The organism is Brevibacillus laterosporus DSM 25 (assembly GCF_002706795.1).
GTDB classification, from domain to species: domain Bacteria; phylum Bacillota; class Bacilli; order Brevibacillales; family Brevibacillaceae; genus Brevibacillus_B; species Brevibacillus_B laterosporus.
On sequence record NZ_CP017705.1, the window covers coordinates 1379358 to 1397548 of the forward strand.

Consider the following 18191-nt stretch of genomic DNA (forward strand, 5'->3'; position numbering starts at 1 on the left):
TTGGTTAAAAATTACTCTTTTTGTTTTGCCTTTGCTTTGGCTTTCCCCAATTTTAAACGCGCATGCATTCGTTCTGCTTCTCTCTCTGAACGAATGTAATTATGTTTGAGTAATAGATATTGTTCAATCTCACTCAACAGATAAAAAAGTGATGCCCTCACTTCAAATTCTTCACGTGTAACAGGCAAAGGCTCTTGACGTACGCGTTCCCTTATTTCTCGAATACCATCCAAATATACGTATGACGTGTTGCCTGGATGGATTTTTACACTCAACTCATCAAGAAAATCAGCAATCTGTTTTCCCTGTGGAACCTGTAAAGAAAGGCTAGAAACTATAGGTAGCATGCGCTCTAAGATATCAAATTGTTTCTCCCGTATACCAAAATAACGATAAATGGTCGATTCGGGTCGCAACAAATTATTTTCAACAATCAGTAAGGAGAGCTCTTTTGCCTTTTTAATCAAGATAGGTGTTTCCACCATTTCTGATCCTGGCCATCCATCTTCCCCATGGCGTAAATAGCCTGCCAATTCCTTTAAAATTACAGAAAAGTTTTTTTCTACTTTTTGCTGAAGCTCCCACAATTCCTTATCCTTATTAGGCATATATAAATTCATAAGGAGCCCGATTCCTATACCGATCGTGACCAATTGTATTTCGTTCCATAAGAAGCCCCAGCTCAAATCCTGTTTTAAATAGATATGTAGCATGATGACACAACTGGAAATAAACCCCTCAATTACACGTAAGCGCACTAATGTCGGAATAAAAATCAACATCAACATCGTGATGGTGAAAGCATGAAATCCAACCAGCTTAAAGAACAGAAAGCTAAAAACCATAGCGAGTAAGCATGCTAGAAATCGGTCGATGGAGACGCTTAACGAACGCTTTCGCGTAATTTGAATGCATAAGATGGTTAATGTACCTGCTGAAGCGTAGAACTCTAGTCCAAGTAATTGAGCGAGAAAAATAGATAATCCAGCACCAATTGCTGTTTTCAGTGTTCGGTAACCAATATACGGCATCTATTGCCTCCTTTCTTCCTCTTCTCCTCACTATACTATAAGCTCTCTACCTTTATTGGAAAAAGATGAAATCTTTTTGAGTAAATAAAAAAACGGAGCGACTGTTCAAGTCTCCCCGTTTTTCTTTTCTATTCCGTTCTACTCAATTTCAAACTGTACCGAAACAGTTGTTTCTACTTTAATTTGTCCAGGAGCGATTGAACTGCCTCGTGCTGCTGAATCCTGCATCGATAATTCGCTCTTCGCTAGCATATAGGGACGTTCTATGACATTGCTCTCTGAAATGGTTAGTACTTTTTTCACTGTCACTCCAGATGCCTTTGCTAACGCTTCTGCTTTAGCTTTTGCATTTTGCACAGCTAGCGTTAAAGCTTGCCCTTCATATTTTGCTTGTTTATCTGTGCTCAGCTGAACCGAATCAATTCGATTAGCGCCAGCTGCCGACAGCTTATCTAACAAATTACCAATCTTATCTAAATGTCGATACGTTACCTTCACAATATGCTGGCTTTGGTAACCTGTTAGGACAGGACCTGCTTTATCTTCGTAATTGTATTGTGGACTGGTTGTAAATTGAATGGTCTGAATTTCCTTCTCAGATAACCCCTCTTGTTTCAACACCTTTTCCACTGCAGCAAAAATTTTTGCATTCTTTTCTTGTGCTTCCTTCGCTGTTTTAGCATTCGTCTCTACTCCTACTTGAAGATAAGCCACATCTGGGTCAATAGAGATACTACCTACTCCTGTAACACTAATGTTGCGGATTATCTGTGCTTCTTGAGCATGTACGGCAGGTACAGAAGCCAATAAACTCCCCCCTGTTAACAATCCAACCGTCAGAAAGGATGCTACTACTTTATTCATTGCTTTTTTTCTCATGATTATTGCCACCTTTCACTCATGCGCTACACTTTTTCAGCATTCTGCCAATCTACGCATTATCTGAATATCTGCTTTGACGAACCTATTGTTGAATTCGTTTCAACAGAAAAGATCACGCACTGCCTCGTGTGATAAACTTCAACGGAAGTTCTACCTTTCTAGTGACGATTGTTCTATCCTTTAGCTTGTTTCCCCGCTCAGGAATTTGTTCGATAAATAACTGAAAAGCAACCTTTCCTGCTTCAAAGCTAGGTACATTCATGGTTGTTAGATCAAGGATGCTCGCCAACGGTAAATTATCAAAGCCGATAATAGCCAAGTCCTCAGGGATGCCCCATCCTAGTTTTTTTGCTTCTGTTATCATACCTGCTGCCGGTAAATCACCTGCTACCATAATCGCTTGTGGACGTTCTTTTAGCTGAGCCAATCGCTGCACAACCTGCGAACCATCCTCCATCTGATAGCAATTTTCAAAAATCCATTCTGGTCTTACGCGTTCTCCCAAATCAGCAATACCTTCCAAATAAGCCTGCATACGTTTTTTTCCATTATGAGTTCCACTAGTTCCAAGAGAAAAACCAATTTGTCGATAGCCTTTTTCTACTAGATAACGAAAACATTCCTTCGTACCTTTATACCGATCAACATGTACATAAGAAATAACTTCACTATCTACTTTCTCACAAGCAACAATAGGTCCATAGGAAGCGTACGACTCTACCATTTCCCATTTGCCTTTTCTTGAAACAATGATCACTCCATCTATTTGCTTGGATTTCAGCATATCCAATACACGCTTTTCTTCATTTTGATCATAATTGGTCTGACATAAAATTAATCGGTAATTATTCAGTAGTGCTTGTTCAGCAATTCCTTCCAACACCATTCCAGCAAAGGGATGATTGACAAACGGTAAGAGGACCGCCACCATACCTGTTCTCCCCTTTACCAAATGAACAGCGTTACTGTTCGGCGAGTAATTAAGCTTATGTACGGCATCCCAGACTGCCTTACGCTTAGCTTCCTGTACATAGGGATGATTGTTAAGAACCCGTGATACGGTTGTAATAGATACACCTGCTAGCTCAGCTATCTGTTTTATATTAGCCATGTGTCATCCCCCCTCTCTCCATTGTAAAATAAGCCGTTTATAGATGCTATGTTCTCATTGTTCTCTAGAAAATCTGAAGAAATTACTTGACCTGAAATGCTTTTCATATTGTAAGGTTAGTCTTGTTAGTATCACTTGGTGTCGGCGTGACCTCTGGGCGTTACGACACAGTGGTATCACTTAGATCAACTAGAGAAAAGCGGAGGAAATCCAAGTGGAGAGAAAAATCGTATTTTTTGATGTAGACGGAACCTTACTTACCGATGATAAGCAATTGCTAGCAAGCACACGCGACGCTGTACGTCGATTACGTGAAAATGGAATCTATACGGCTATTGCTTCTGGTCGTATGCCTAAGCAATTAGAAGATATTTGTAGGGAATTAGACATCCATTCTTATGTTTCTATAAACGGTCAATATGTTGTGTTTGAAGGAGAAGCAATCTATAGTAATCCGATCTCGATGGAGCAATTAACAGATTTAACGAACCTTGCCGACAAGCACGGTCACGTTCTCACCTATGTAAATCATGAAATGTTATGTGCCAACCATCTTAACGATCCTCGTTTGGACGAAATTTATGGTGAGCTGCAATTGGCTAAACCTTTGCTTGATCCTGATTATTACAAGCAAAACCCGATCTATCAAAGCATCATCTTCTGCTCACCGGAGCCTGCAAAAGAGTACGTAGAGCGTTTCCCGCAGTTAGGCTTTATTCACTGGCATGATTATGCCTTAGATATTATTCCATTAGGAAGCTCCAAGGCAGTCGGTATTCAAAAAATGCTGGAACACGGTAAATTTTCTCTTGAACACACCTATGCCTTTGGTGATGGTCTAAACGATTTAGAAATGCTTGAAACCGTAGGACACGGTGTGGCTATGGGCAATGCCGTTGCAGAAGCAAAACAAAAAGCCCGCTATGTGACAGCACATTGTAATGAGGATGGGATTGCAAAGGGGTTAGCTATGTTGGGATTGCTAGACTAATTTATAATAAGAGCTTCCTAAAAAAGCCGTTTTCTCTTTATACAGAAAACGGCTTTCTCTATTATTGTCTTGTTATCTGTTTTATTTTATCAATCATCTGATTCGGTGTTAATCCATTTAATTCAGAAATTCCTTGTCCCTCCAGAGCAACCGTTCTTCCCCCGAAGATAGGATAGATTCCTTGCCATTTATCTACGGTTGTGTAGGAATTGGAATCCAATTTTTTTAAGAACAAAAAATATTCACCATCCCCAAGTGCCCCAGGATACTGTAAATTTAAAGGGTCTCTAGCCACAGGTTTAGGTTCCAATCCATAAAAGATAATCCGTACTTGGCTCCCTATGTTCCCCTTTAGTGTCGTTTTTACTTGAAAGGTTTGTGTATATTTGACAACTCTTCTTCCTTGAACAGATCGGTCTGTAGCTTGTTCATTAATGGATTCCAATGCTGTTGCATGAATAATAGCCTGGGACTCATTGGTTAGTTCTTTGACGGAACGGATTTTTAGTTCATTTTGGATGACTTGGGTGTGCTGTTCTCCCCGAAGAGAGTTCGCCGTATCTCCGCCCCATCCTGTGTATCCAATCATCAATACCGTAAGCATCCAACTGCTGTACCACATGTTGTGCCTCCTGAACTCTCATGTTTGCTGTTATTATGTGTTAGCACAGTAAGAATATGTACGAAAGTTCTGTGTAACCGGTTACACCTCGGAGGCAATCAACCATTGTACCTGCCATTCTTGACATTTTTCTATCCATTCCTCTGGTATTTCTCTATCACAAATAATCGTCTGGATGTCTTTTATGTCTGCAATTTTATAAAAAGTCTGTAATTCCAATTTAGCCTGATCACAAAGCACGATACATTTCTTTGAATTCTCCATAAATTTGCGGACTAAAAAAGCTCGTTCAGCATCATGATGGCTCATTCCTTTTTGTAAGGATAATCCATCTACACACAAGAAAGCTTTATCTGCATGGAAATATTCCATCATTTTTTCTGTCATCAATCCGCATACACGTGCATGCTTTTGATGTACCTTCCCACCTAGAAAATAGATATCTCCTGAAAACTCATCCCTTTTCTCTTGCAGAAAAAAAGCTTGCAGTAATCGTACAGAGCAGGTAATGATCGTCACGTCTTGTTTTTCTAATAAGTAGGGCAACATATATAGTGAAATAACCCCATCATCTAGCACTACACTCTCACCATGTTGTACTAAATTTGCTGCTGTCTGCGCAATTCCTTTTATGCTGCTATAACAAATTTCTGAGTCATCTTTATAAGAAAGTAACTCAATGTCTCCACCAACTTTTACAGCTCCTCCATAAACTCGCTTGAGCCTCTGCTCTTGTTCCAGCTCTTCTAAATACCGACGTACGGATTCTGAAGAGACTTGTAGCTTTTCTACTAGCTCTGTTGTTTTTACTTTTCCTTCTTGTTGTAGTAGTTCTAAGATGAGCTCCTTTCGTTCCTCTCCTACTAATGACACACCAACCGCCCCTTTTTCGCCACTTTTTGTTATTGTAACTCAACTTTTGTTTTTCAGATAGACTTTTGCTTAGATAGTAGAGAAACTATTACTAGAAATAGCCCACAAGAATTTTTGTAAAATGTTTTCTCCTATCATACTTCATAAACAAATACTTTACAAACTTTTGTTTAAATGATAAACTTTTGTTCGAAAGGAGGAGTGTCATATGGATAAAGAACAACAAATCTTGCACTACATCCGTTTGAATCCCTTCATCAGTCAACAAGAATTAGCCAATAAAATGGGAATTTCCCGCTCAGCTGTAGCAGGGTATATTGCCACTATGATGAAACAAGGCCAAATCAAAGGAAGAGCCTACATTTTAAAAGAAGAAGCTTCCATCACTTGCCTTGGGGGAGCCAATCTGGATCGCAAAGCTCGCAGTAAACAACAAGTAAAACTGCACTCTTCCAATCCAGTTAGCATCTCTTCATCATGTGGAGGGGTTGCCCGAAACATTGCCGAAAATTTGGGACGTCTTGGTTGCGTTACCTCGCTTATTACAAGCGTAGGTAATGACAAAGAAGGTGAATGGGTTCTTGCAGAAACCAAACAGCATGGCGTAGACGTTAGTCAATCCTGGATGCTCTCCTCTGAACAAACAGGTACTTACACAGCACTACTAGATGTAGATGGTGAAATGTACGTTTCCCTAGCAAACATGGATATTTATGAAAAAGTAACAACCGAGATGATTGCAGAGAAATGGACTCATATCGTTGCTTCCGACATTGTGCTTCTAGATACGAACTTACCTGAGGAAGTGTTGGCATACATGATCACACGTTGCCACGATGAGAACATTACTTTGTATATTGATCCCGTCTCTTCTGCCAAAGCGAAAAAATTACCAGAATCTCTCATGGGTATCACAAGCATTTTACCTAATCAGGAAGAAGCTGAGATTCTATCTGGCATGAAGATTAACAATGTAGAGGATGTAAAAACAGCTTGCCAGTTGATTCGTAAACGCGGTGCTCTCAATGTCATCGTAACCATGGGTGAACAAGGCATTTTTGTGTCCTCCCCTGAGCATGAGGTTTTACTTCCACCATATCCAGTTGATGTAGTTGATGTTACCGGTGCTGGTGATGCCTTTGCTTCAGGTTTGCTGCATGGTGTTCTACATGGTGAAGAGCTTTTAGATGCTTGCCGCTTAGGTCTTGCTGCATCAGCTCTGACGCTAGTAACAGAACAATCTGTCTCTCCCGAATTACAGCCGGAAAAACTATATCAGTTCGTAAAGGAGAATGCACAATGAAAAACTACTTAACTTTTACTGAAGAGGTTGCACACGCCCTAGAAAATAAATTACCGATCGTCGCTTTGGAAACAACCATTATCTCTCACGGTATGCCGTATCCACAAAATATTGAGATGGCTAAAAAAGTTGAGCAAATCATTCGCGATAACGGTGCTGTACCAGCTACTATTGGTATCATGGATGGCAAAATTAAAATTGGTCTTACCGATCAAGAATTACAAGAATTCGCTACTAACAAATCCGTCGAGAAAGTAAGCCGCCGTGATTTCCCTTATATCCTAGCAACAGGTAAAATTGGAGCGACCACTGTTGCAGGCACTATGATTGCTGCTGAACTAGCTGGTATCGAAATGTTTGCTACAGGTGGTATTGGTGGGGTTCACCGTGAAGGAGAAGTAACGTGGGACGTATCTGCTGACCTAACAGAATTGGCGAATACTAGCGTAGCCGTGGTTTGCGCAGGTTGCAAATCAATTCTAGATATCGGACGTACATTGGAATACTTAGAAACACAAGGTGTACCAGTAGTTGGTTACAAAACAGACGAATTCCCTTCCTTCTACTCCCGTAAGAGCGGCTACGGCGTTGACTTCAAATTGGACACGCCTGATTCAGTAGCTTCCGTAATGGATACGAAATGGAAGCTAGGTATGCAGGGTGGAATGGTTATCTCCAATCCTGTACCAGAAGAATCTGCTCTTCCATACGATCAGATTGAAGCTGCAATCCAGCAAGCATTAGCTGAAGCCAAAGAAAATAATATCGCTGGTAAAAAAGTAACACCTTTCTTGCTTTCAAAAGTAAAAGAACTAACAGCAGGCAAAAGCTTAGAAACCAACATCGCACTTGTATATCACAACGCAGAGGTAGCTGCTAAGATTGCAGTTGAATACAAAAAGAAACAACATCAATAAGATAGTAAAAATCTAGATATCATTTTGGTCTAAAACACTTCAATTATCTAAAAAGGGCAGTTCCAAAGTGGTTTCCCCATCTTCTGGAACTGCTCTCATTTTTATTTTAATAGCCTACGCATGGTTTGTTAGTAAGGCCCATATCCAATCACCTGTGCAACGATGATAGCAATACCTCCCACTATTATCTGCAAACCAATTAGAGGCATAATCCACTTAAACCAGCGAATCCACGGAATTTTGGCCAAGGCTAGTCCAGCCATAAAATATCCAGAGGTAGGAGTTACAATATTAGTAAAGCCGTCTCCCAATTGAAAGGCTAATACTGCGGTCTGACGAGTGATGCCCACCAAATCAGCCAAAGGTGTCATGATTGGCATTGTTAGTGCCGCTTGACCACTCCCCGACGGGACAATCACATTTAAAAAGCATTGAAGGATAAACATGCCCATAGCTGTTAAAGAGGAGGGTATCTGCTGAATAGCTTGAGCTGAATAGAACAGAATCGTATCCATTACCTGCCCTTCTGTCAGAACCAGTAAGATAGCCCGGGCCATTCCAATGATTAGAGCCCCTTCTAATAAATCTGCTGCCCCTCTGATAAAGCAAGTAACAAACTCGTTTCCACTCATACGGCAGATTAAACCAGATACCAACGCTAAACCTAAAAATATGGTGGCAATCTCAGAAATAAACCACCCTTGCTTGATGACACCAAATGCAATTGTACCTAATGTCAGCAGGAAGCTAAGTAGAACAAGCTTGTGCTTGGTGAGAAATACTTTGTGATCTACTACCTTTTGTTTGTCTGAGGCTTGCAAATCAATAGGAGTAAAATAACTACGAGGCATCTCTTTTCCAAAGCTATTCTCCACAAAGAAACCTTTAGATGGGTCTCTCTTCACTTTCATCGCATAGCGATATACAAAGGTAACACTAACTATGTATAGAACCACAAATAGCCCAATTCGAAAGCTCATACCAGAAAACAGAGGAAGTTCTGCTATCTTCTGAGCAACACCAATAGTAAAAGGATTAATAAGAGCAGTACTAAAACCGATTTGGGCCCCTACTAGTACAATCGCTGCACCTGTAATTACATCAAAACCTAATGCCAAAGCTAAAGGAATAAGTAAGGCTAGATACGGTAGTGTCTCCTCAGCCATTGCCATTAAGGAACCACAGACACCAAAGAATAGCATCATCAGTGGAACCAGCCATTTTTCCTGATTCCCTAGCCTACGTGCCATAGTTAGCACCAAAGCCTCCATTGCGCCGGAGTATGTAATAATTCCATATGTTCCTCCTACCATGAGGACAAAGAAAATAATGTCGGCTGTCTCAACCATTCCTTTATGAATACTAATCAGCGTATCAAATGGATGGACAGGCTTAGACGGTAGAAAGTGAAAGCTAGTGGGATTAACCACATTACGCCCATCAATCTCAACGCGAGCATATTCTCCAGCAGGTACTATATACGTAAGTACAGTTGCCAATAGTAAAATGCCTAGCAACAAGACGAAGACGTTTAATTCTCTAGGATGCTTGTTTCTCCTTTTCATCTTGAAAAATAGTGCATTCATGTAAAACAAAATCCCCCTTTCGCATCCGTCTATTATAACGTGAAAAAAAGAACCAACTTTTTTCAGTTCTATGACAGTTGAAAAAAGGGGTAACTAATTACTATTTTCCTTCTCCAAAGAGCTCTTCATGCATTGCTTCACGAGTTGTCTTTACTGCCAGCATGATTTCTTCCTTGCTAGCTTGATCTATATGAATGCCCACAATAGCTGTTACTGTGCATTTTTTTTGTTCACAAGCTAAACTTGCACATTCCAATGCCAATTGATCTTCCTTATGACCAGGTAATGTTATAAGCTCCACTTTTACTTGCTCATTCCGCCAATAAGCTGTCGCAACTGCACCAATATGTACCACTCCACCACCTATCAGATAGACGATATCCTCTCCCATCATCTGTCGTCGTATCTCTATGTTAAACGGGCGTTTCTTCATTACTTACTCCCTCCTTTTATCTCACTAGCTTCTATCATTATAGTTTCCTTTTCAATAAAGCAACTAATTGCGGATCCACCGGTTCCAATGCTTGTCCATTCTGCCTTACTCCCGTGCCAAAATGGACTTCCCTAACGCCTGTCTCTTTTACAAAGGTGGGCACGGTATCTATTGTTAAACCAGCACCTGCTAATATGGTTAGGTGTGTAGAAGCAGTTCGTTCTACCAATGTTTTAATCTGATCAACCGCTTGTAGGGCACTTGACTTGCCACCAGATGTTAGAATGTGAGTAATCTCTTTATACTGTAGTAATTGTTCAAGCGCTTCTAGTTGGTTCTCTACTTCATCAAACGCCCGATGAAATGTAACATGCATATGACCTGTTTCTGTTAACAAAGCCTCTAATGCCCGAAAATCAATGTGATTATCAGGCGTTAAAGTCCCAAGAACCACACCTGCTGCACCTAATTCCCGGATGGTTTGTATATCTTGCTGCATCACTTTTAGATCGTCTATCGTATAAACAAAGGATTGGCTATGAGGACGCACCATCACATGTACGGGGATCTTCACTTGATTGACCACATGTTTTATTAAAGCATAGCTAGGAGTAAGTCCTCCTTCCACAATACCTGTAATCAATTCCAATCGATCCGCTCCGCCTGCCTCTGCTCGCTTCGCATCATCTACTGTAGTTGCAATTACTTCAAGCAGCATGCTACCTTCACTCCCTTTTTTGTACACACATTGGTTATTCCTTTTACTTTAGCATGGTGAGTGACCACTCTGCATCAAAAACGGCAAGAGTTCTTACGGCTTGCCATTGCTTTATTATCTTAAACCAGACAGCTTGATCCAATAATCTATACTTTATACAAAAAGAGAAGGCAAGACCCTCATCGGATCATGCCCTCTTTTATCGTGCTATTTTTTACTTACGACTCGTTACAGTTTTTTAATCTCATCTTTTAATATCTCAGATTGTGTACCAAAAACAATTTGTACACTACCTTGACCTAAGCGCATAACACCTGCTGCACCTAGTTGCTTCAAGGCTGCATCATTTACTTTTTGGTCATCATTTACTACCAAACGAAGACGAGTAATACATGCATCAATGTTCTTGATATTTTCTTTTCCACCGATGTTTGTCAAAACTTTTTCTGCTTTTTCCTTCATAGCATCATTGCTTTTCGCCTTATCACCATCGGCTGCTGCTACGAAATCATCTTCACGACCAGGCGTTTTCAGGTTCAGCTTTTTAATCATAATGCGGAACAGGAAGTAGTAAAGTACGAAGGTAGCAAGACCAATCGGCCAAAGCAGAAGTGGTTTTTGCGACCATTTAAAGTTAACCAAGTAGTCAATAAGACCAGCAGAGAATCCAAAGCCTAGACGTACACCTAATTCAACAATGATAAAGGCGATAGCACCTGTTAAAACAGCGTGGATACCATATAGTAATGGAGCAGCAAACATGAATGCAAATTCTACTGGCTCTGTGATACCTGTCAAGAACGCTGCGATTGCTGTACTTAAGAAGATAGAAGCAACCGTTTTGCGGTTTTCAGGCTTCGCTGTGTGAACGATTGCGAGTGCGATCGCTGGCATAGCGAACATCATGATTGGGAAAAATCCTGTCATAAATAGTCCAGCAGATGGATCTCCCGCAAAGAAGCGGTTCAAGTCACCTTTTACGAGCTCACCAGCCGCACTTGTAAAGGTACCAATTTCAAACCAAGCTATCGTGTTAATAACATGGTGCAAACCAAATGGAATTAGTACACGGTTAGCGATACCAAAGATACCACTACCTACAGCCCCCATACCTACAACCGTATTACCAAATGAATTAAGCGCCTCTTGTACAGGACCCCATACAAGACCACATAGCAGACCTAAAACTACCATGGTAGAGGATGTAATGATTGGAACAAATCGTTTCCCACTAAAGAATCCTAGCCAATCCGGAAGCTTGATATTGTAATACTTGTTGTAGAAGAAAGCCGCCAATCCACCAGACATAATACCGCCTAGTACGCCCATATCCAATTTCATCGCATCATCGATGAAAGCGAATGCAGGTGGAACCGCTTTCAACACATTCAGTAAAACTAATTGTGCAATTACCGCTGCTAAAGCTGCAACTGCGTCTCCTGCCAAACCAATGGCTACCCCGACAGCAAATATTAAAGGTAAGTTATCAAAAATAGCAGAACCGCCTGCTTTCAGGAATGGAGCAATGTAATGATTTAAAAATTCACCAGTTGTGCCCATGTTAAAGTCATTAACATAGTCGATCGCTCCAAAACGTAGCAATAGAGCTGCAGCTGGTAATGTTGCGACTGGAAGCATCAAAGCTTTACCAATCTTTTGAAGAAAAGCCAACATATCATTTCCTCCTTTTAAAGTTATATATGAGTAGTGAAACCTCATGACGTCCATAAGGTTTCACATCATATCGCTTATTGTACATACGCAAAACGTGCTAGCCTTGAAGAACAGCTTTTCTTGATTGAGCTTGCAAAGGCAATAAATCAGCCGTTGCACGATCTACCAATACGGTCAAATTAGGATGTAGCTGTAAGATTGATACAGGTACTTGTGGATCAACCATTCCTGTGAATAAATGACGCACAGCTTCAGCTTTACTCTTGTCATTTACAAGTAACAGGACGTGGCGTGCTTTCATGATCCCACCAATCCCCATCGTAACTGCTTGCTTAGGCACTTCGGATATATCAGTAAAGAAGCGAGCATTTGCTTCGATGGTCTCAGGTGCTAGTTCTACTACATGGGTGGATAATGTAAACGCTTGATCCGGCTCATTAAAGCCAATGTGCCCATTATGGCCAATACCCAAAATTTGAATATCGATGCCATCTGCTTCTTCCAGTGCCTTCTCATATCGGGAACACTCTGCCTTTGCATCCGTAAACATACCCGATGGGATATTCGTTTGTTCTTTTTTAATATTTACATGAGAGAACAAGTTATCCCACATGAAGTAGCTGTAGCTTTGATCGTGGTCAGCAGTCAGTCCCACATATTCATCAAGGTTAAACGTTGTGATTTGGCTAAAATCAACGTTTCCCGCTTGGTGCATGCTAATTAATTCCTTATACATACCTCTTGGTGTGCTTCCTGTAGCCAAGCCTAGCACGGATGTAGGCTTTTTTTTCAACTGCTCTGCCATTATTTCAGCAGCTTTTTTACTTAATTCCTGATAATTTTCTGATACGATTACTCTCATTACTCATCCCTCACTATCCAAATGTAATTATTTCTATCTACATGATGTCTAGTTGTTTTGATAGGATTAAGCTTTAAGCGTTACTTCAAGAACTTTTTCCTGACCGCGTGTTACAGAAGCACCTACAAATTGTTTCATGCTTTCTACAGCATCGCTATTTGTAATAATAATTGGTGTGATTGCAGGATAGCCTGCCTTCTTAATGATATCTAAATCAAATTCAATCAGAGTATCGCCAGCTTTTACATCTTGGCCAGTCGTTACTTTTGCTGAGAAACCTTCGCCATTTAAGTTAACAGTATCAATCCCGATATGCATCAAGATTTCAGCACCATCAGCTGTCTGCAAGCCGATTGCGTGTCCTGTGTTAAACAAATGAACCACTTTCGCATCAACAGGTGCTACCAAAACACCTTCTGTTGGATCGATAGCTAAGCCATCACCAGCAATTTTTTGAGAAAAAACAGGATCTGGTACTTCTTCTAAGTTAACTGCCTTACCAGTTAGTGGTGCTAGCAGTAGAGTTGGCTGAACTTCTTTTTTACGTGAAAATAGTTTGCTAAACATGTAGGGCCTCCTTAGGTATTCACTGACTTTATCAAATAGAAAAGGCATGAGCATAGAAAACGGATATGCCTAAACAAAGTGATATCATTTAGGATACTCCATCTTCCACTGCTCATGCCTAGTCGAACTAGTAACACGCTGTGAAAAGACAATTATTCTTTTATGTCCTTTACGAGTTGAAACAAACGGAACAAATGCATTGCCATGTATCCCACTTCATCCTCGGGCACTTTAACATCTAACTTTTGTGAGATAAGCTCTCCCAATTGCAGGGCAAGCTCATATGCCTCTGGAAGCATGGACTTTACGCGATCCAACAAGGGATTTTCTATTGTTTTGCCTTCCATCAATCGTTCTAGAACGAAACGGAAATGCGTAATCATTCGAGTATAATGTAAGCTTTCCTTTGTTACCTTCAATGTTAAACGCTCTTCCACCATCTGAATCATCTCAAGGATGAGGTTTGTATGCTTCACTGTCTGCGCTACTGGAATGTAGCTAACAGCCGAGTGAATATGCAATGCCAAGAATCCGATTTCACTTTCTGGAACAGTAATCGTGAAGGTATCTTCGATTAAGGCCGCCGATCGTTCAGCAAGAATGAACTCCTGCGGATACAGCGCTTGAATCTCGAATAGGAAAGGGTTTACAATTTCCATACCGCTTGACAAGCGATGCACAGCAAACTGGATATGGTCAGGTAAAGCAACATGAATCAATTCATTGATTTCAGGCGTCATTTCATCGCAAACCCATGAAATGATCTCTTCTGCAATTTCAATCACCGTCTGATCGATTTGGGTCAGAAGAGATTGGAACTGATTTAAGTGAAGCTCATTTTCCATTCGAAAGCGCTTCTCAATACGTTCATCATTCTTCGCAATCGGGTTGCCTGCTTTTTGCCCAAATCCAAGACCCTTCCCAAGCAAGACCACTTCTGTATTCACAGTTGGATCGCTTACCAAGACGACGTTATTACTTAAAATTCGGCTTATGTTATAATCTTGGCTTTTGTACACGCAGACACCACCATAGATCAGAATTACGAACTTGCATTGAGAATCCCTGCGTATCCTGTAACAGTAATAAAGTCAAAAAAGAGCCAACATCAGATTTTCTCCATGAAAAAACAAGAAAGAAAAATCCTTTGTGTGGCTCATGCCTGTCTGTAACAGTAACACGCCTGTAAACGCATTATTCGCTTCAAGTTCATTTTACTATAAAGTTGATAAAAGTCAATCATAACTTATCACCTTTATAGGACCTTCTAGCTAACTATATACTTTAACGAAGCCGCATATTCTGCTTACCTCGTTTTTTATCCCAATATGGAAGGACCAATCGATCTAACCCAAAGTAGCCGGCATTACGACCAGCAATTAAAATAAACGTGGTTAATAAAATCAAGTATGGATTAATACTTACTGTACCACTAAATAAGAATGCGTAATTCATAGAAATTCCCATTAATCCAGCGAATGTGGTTAACAGCCCTAGTAATAACGCAAGTCCTACCAGGAATTCTCCCCAAGGAATTAAGAAATTGAAAAAGGAAGCACCCGGTAATGCGAAATTTTCCAGAAAAGCAGCCCACCAGCCTTGAACAGAAGGATGATCACCAGACGCTTTTTCAATCGCTCCTTTTAAGAAGCCCTCAGTTGCAAAGCCTCCACCACTTATCTTGCCCCAACCAGAGGTAATCCACGTATACCCCAAATAAAGACGAACCAATAATAAAACTACTGAAGCACTTTGAGATTGTCGTAGCCAAGCTACCATACACACCACTCCTTTTTTCTCTGTAAAAAGCTTTTGGTTTCTACTGCAAGTTCTCTCTCCCACTATGCAACCAATTAACACTTGCTAGGTTATAACTTTTCTTTCTACCTTTATCATACCCGTACTTCCTTATTTACACTGGACACTTTTGGATATGTAGGCTGTTTGTCAAAGCTCCTTGAGCAACAAATGAACATTACAAGATAGGGCTGTTATTCTTCTTAGCAAGTACCGATAAACACTACTTCCACTAGTCTTTTAGACTCAGACCTTCCGCGCCAATCAGTTCTCTTTTCCTACTGTTATGCTTTGCTACCCGTTGACTTAGTTCCGTTACTTGTAGCAAGATATTGGTTTTGATGGTTATATTCTGCACAGCGAGAAATAATTCCTTTATTTCCCGATGTGCCTCTTGTAGCATTTCATATATCAATGTAATCGTTATTCCCTGTTTCAAGGCTGGGTTCGTCGTTTCATTTTCGTTTAGATTCAATGGTTCTACAAGAGTGGTATATGCTCGGATTTCTAGTTGAATCTTTCTAACGGCTTGCTTGCAATCATGCCAGATGACAGCTGATTTCTCCATTAATTGCTTCACAGTCTCTTCCATAGCCAAAAAAACTCCATTGTTGTGTTCGTTTACCAGTTCACTATTCAACATAGTCTGCTTGGCCAATCGCTGTGTTTCTATTGTTATTTTAGAAATGTCCAGCAAGATTTTTTCTAATGCCTGAATATCGTAATCACATTTTTGACTATTTGCAGCATGCGATAGATTATTCTTTGTTTGACACTCCATTCGTGTAATAGTGTCTCCCTTCCTAACTTCTTGTATATACGTTATGTATCGAAATTTCTGCTGAACAAAAATAGGGTCAATTTACACAAAAAATAAAAACACCAGGTATATCTGAAGTTTCACCTGATGTTTTTATTTTTTTAGCAAGCTTTGGGAGCACGGGGTAGCTACTTTTTAATTAACTCCAAATCAACTGGGATAAACTCATCCACCTTTTCACCCTTGGATACTTTAATAGCAGTCTCTACAGCTTTTTTACCGATTTCAGCCGGTTTTTGGGCAACTGTTGCCGCTAGTTTTCCATCCTTTACAGCTGTGACAGCATCATCAGTAGCGTCAAAGCCTACTACCTTCACTTCTTTTAAACCAGCTGCTTCTATTGCTTGTAGGGCACCCAAAGCCATTTCATCATTGTGGGCAAACACAGCCTGGATGTTTTTGTTTCCTTGCAAAATGTTTTCCATAACGCTCATGCCTTTAGCACGATTAAAATCTGCTGGTTGGGTAGCTGTTACTTTTAGACCATCTTTATTGTCTACAGCATTGTGGAAGCCTTTACCTCGATCACGTGCTGCCGAGGAACCCGGAATACCCTCCAGTTCAACCACGTTTCCTTTCCCACCTAAAGAATCTAGTATGAACTGACCAGCCATTTCTCCACCTTTCACGTTGTCGGAAGCGATGTGTGCAGTTACTTTTCCGCCTTCCGCGGCACGGTCCACCGTAACTACTGGAATGTTCGCTGCATTTGCTGATTCAACTGCTGTGGAAATGGCTGCGCTATCGGTTGGATTAACCAAAATGACATCCACTTTTTTCTGGATTAAATCCTCGACTCCGCTTATTTGTTTAGCGGTATCATCCTGAGAATCTACGACAATCAGATTTACCCCTGCGTCTTTGGCCGCCTTTTCTGCCCCTTCTTTAAGCGTTACAAAGAATGGGTTATTTAAAGTAGAGATAGAGAGCCCGATGGTGACACCTTCTTTTTTCGCATCAGGGGCTGGTGCCTTGTTGTCCTCTAAGCTGGATTGAGTTGAACAACCTGCTAGTACAGATAAAAGCATAGTTGATGCCAATGCTACTTTCAGGTACTTCTTCATGTCGAAACCTCTCCTTTTTCTCATACATTTATTTTTTAGAACGATCTAACAAAACAGCAATCAGAATGACTGCCCCTTTGGCTACCAGTTGATAGAAGGATGATACATTCAACAGGTTTAGACCGTTGTTGAGCACACCGATAATCATGGCACCGATTAAGGTACCAACAATCCAGCCTTTACCGCCAGAGAGACTAGTTCCCCCTAGAACAACTGCTGCAATGGCGTCTAGCTCATAGGATGTACCTGCCGTTGGCTGAGCAGAGTTAAGGCGTGAGGTCAAAATAATACCCGCTAAGGATGCAAACAGACCGCTGATAGAATACACCCAGATTTTTACCTTAGTGGTAGAAACCCCTGATAATCTGGTTGCCTCCTCATTGCTTCCTAAAGCGTAGACATGACGACCAAATGTCGTATGTTTTAAGATGAAATACAATGCGACAAAGGAAAGTAACATCCAGATCACCGGCATCGGAATCTGTAAAAAGAAGCTTTTTCCTACCATTCCGAAGCTATCTGGCAGTCCTGTAATTGGTTTTCCCTCTGTATAAACAAGTGTCAATCCTCGAAAAACAGTCATGGTTGCCAATGTCGCGATAAAGGGAGCTACATTTCCCTTTGCAACTAAAATCCCATTGAATGCACCCATTACCAGACCTGCCAATAATCCAACCACGATTGCTAGGAATGGATCGCCACCACTAGCCATCATCCCTGCTGACAACGCACTTGATAAAGCCAAGGTAGAGCCTACTGATAGATCAATACCACCTGTTAAAATAACAAAGGTCATTCCAAATGCAATCAATGCATTAATTGATACCTGGCGTAGCACATTAAAAATATTACTTACCGTTAAAAAATCAGAGCTGACGATGGACAGTATAATCACTAACAGAAACAGTCCCAGTAACGGGCCCATTTGTTGCAAAAAATT

General features: G+C 40.7%; 19 protein-coding genes. 3 read left to right on the plus strand and 16 right to left on the minus strand.

What is annotated here, in order from left to right; translation table 11 throughout:
• Positions 1–11 precede the first annotated feature (11 nt).
• From BrL25_RS06645 to BrL25_RS06655, 3 genes are all read right to left on the minus strand, one after another.
• Positions 12–1031, minus strand: a complete 1020-nt coding sequence (locus BrL25_RS06645; protein WP_018673774.1) for an aromatic acid exporter family protein — start codon at positions 1029–1031, stop codon at positions 12–14.
• 138 nt (positions 1032–1169) lie between these two features.
• Positions 1170–1910 (minus strand): SIMPL domain-containing protein, encoded by a 741-nt coding sequence (locus tag BrL25_RS06650; protein ID WP_018673773.1) that lies wholly within the window; start codon positions 1908–1910, stop codon positions 1170–1172.
• A gap of 115 nt (positions 1911–2025) precedes the next feature.
• Complete coding sequence (locus BrL25_RS06655) at positions 2026–3024, minus strand: LacI family DNA-binding transcriptional regulator (RefSeq protein ID WP_018673772.1); 999 nt, start codon at positions 3022–3024, stop codon at positions 2026–2028.
• A gap of 214 nt (positions 3025–3238) precedes the next feature.
• Here BrL25_RS06655 and BrL25_RS06660 point away from each other — a divergent pair, with 214 nt between their 5' ends.
• The gene (locus BrL25_RS06660; RefSeq protein ID WP_018673771.1) at positions 3239–4015 is read left to right on the plus strand and encodes a Cof-type HAD-IIB family hydrolase; all 777 of its coding nucleotides are present in this window, start codon (positions 3239–3241) and stop codon (positions 4013–4015) included.
• Positions 4016–4076: 61 nt separating this feature from the next.
• On the opposite strand, the gene BrL25_RS06665 is transcribed toward BrL25_RS06660, so the two are convergent.
• Positions 4077–4637, minus strand: a complete 561-nt coding sequence (locus BrL25_RS06665; RefSeq protein WP_018673770.1) for a hypothetical protein — start codon at positions 4635–4637, stop codon at positions 4077–4079.
• A gap of 81 nt (positions 4638–4718) precedes the next feature.
• Positions 4719–5510: a DeoR/GlpR family DNA-binding transcription regulator gene (locus BrL25_RS06670; protein WP_018673769.1), complete on the minus strand. Its 792-nt coding sequence runs from the start codon at positions 5508–5510 to the stop codon at positions 4719–4721.
• Between the two features lie 208 nt (positions 5511–5718).
• On the opposite strand from BrL25_RS06670, the gene BrL25_RS06675 reads away from it, so the two are divergent.
• Together BrL25_RS06675 and BrL25_RS06680 are read left to right on the plus strand one after the other, a co-directional pair.
• On the plus strand, positions 5719–6813 hold the full coding sequence (locus BrL25_RS06675) for a carbohydrate kinase (RefSeq protein WP_018673768.1): 1095 nt from the start codon (positions 5719–5721) through the stop codon (positions 6811–6813).
• A complete protein-coding gene (locus BrL25_RS06680) occupies positions 6810–7730 on the plus strand; it encodes a pseudouridine-5'-phosphate glycosidase (RefSeq protein WP_018673767.1) in 921 nt (306 codons plus the stop codon). Before BrL25_RS06675 ends, BrL25_RS06680 begins: the two co-directional genes overlap by 4 nt.
• Positions 7731–7858: 128 nt before the next feature.
• Here BrL25_RS06680 and BrL25_RS06685 read toward each other — a convergent pair whose 3' ends face one another.
• From BrL25_RS06685 to BrL25_RS06735, 11 genes are all read right to left on the minus strand, one after another.
• The gene (locus tag BrL25_RS06685; RefSeq protein ID WP_018673766.1) at positions 7859–9316 is read right to left on the minus strand and encodes a YfcC family protein; all 1458 of its coding nucleotides are present in this window, start codon (positions 9314–9316) and stop codon (positions 7859–7861) included.
• A gap of 100 nt (positions 9317–9416) precedes the next feature.
• A complete protein-coding gene (lpdD, locus tag BrL25_RS06690; RefSeq protein ID WP_018673765.1) occupies positions 9417–9749 on the minus strand; it encodes a prenylated flavin chaperone LpdD in 333 nt (110 codons plus the stop codon).
• A 37-nt stretch (positions 9750–9786) separates the two neighbouring features.
• The gene (locus BrL25_RS06695; protein ID WP_018673764.1) at positions 9787–10467 is read right to left on the minus strand and encodes a copper homeostasis protein CutC; all 681 of its coding nucleotides are present in this window, start codon (positions 10465–10467) and stop codon (positions 9787–9789) included.
• Positions 10468–10695: 228 nt separating this feature from the next.
• The gene (locus BrL25_RS06700; RefSeq protein ID WP_018673763.1) at positions 10696–12141 is read right to left on the minus strand and encodes a PTS transporter subunit EIIC; all 1446 of its coding nucleotides are present in this window, start codon (positions 12139–12141) and stop codon (positions 10696–10698) included.
• A 97-nt stretch (positions 12142–12238) separates the two neighbouring features.
• Positions 12239–13003 (minus strand): glucosamine-6-phosphate deaminase, encoded by a 765-nt coding sequence (gene nagB, locus BrL25_RS06705; RefSeq protein ID WP_018673762.1) that lies wholly within the window; start codon positions 13001–13003, stop codon positions 12239–12241.
• A 66-nt stretch (positions 13004–13069) separates the two neighbouring features.
• A complete protein-coding gene (locus tag BrL25_RS06710) occupies positions 13070–13570 on the minus strand; it encodes a PTS sugar transporter subunit IIA (protein WP_018673761.1) in 501 nt (166 codons plus the stop codon).
• 152 nt (positions 13571–13722) lie between these two features.
• Entirely contained in the window at positions 13723–14589 is an 867-nt protein-coding gene (glcT, locus tag BrL25_RS06715) for a glucose PTS transporter transcription antiterminator GlcT (RefSeq protein WP_018673760.1), read from the minus strand.
• Positions 14590–14854: 265 nt separating this feature from the next.
• Positions 14855–15349 (minus strand): DoxX family membrane protein, encoded by a 495-nt coding sequence (locus tag BrL25_RS06720; protein ID WP_018673759.1) that lies wholly within the window; start codon positions 15347–15349, stop codon positions 14855–14857.
• A 250-nt stretch (positions 15350–15599) separates the two neighbouring features.
• Complete coding sequence (locus BrL25_RS06725) at positions 15600–16148, minus strand: hypothetical protein (protein ID WP_018673758.1); 549 nt, start codon at positions 16146–16148, stop codon at positions 15600–15602.
• A gap of 167 nt (positions 16149–16315) precedes the next feature.
• A complete protein-coding gene (gene rbsB / locus BrL25_RS06730; protein WP_018673757.1) occupies positions 16316–17251 on the minus strand; it encodes a ribose ABC transporter substrate-binding protein RbsB in 936 nt (311 codons plus the stop codon).
• A 28-nt stretch (positions 17252–17279) separates the two neighbouring features.
• A complete protein-coding gene (locus BrL25_RS06735) occupies positions 17280–18176 on the minus strand; it encodes an ABC transporter permease subunit (RefSeq protein ID WP_176452427.1) in 897 nt (298 codons plus the stop codon).
• Positions 18177–18191: the final 15 nt, after the last annotated feature.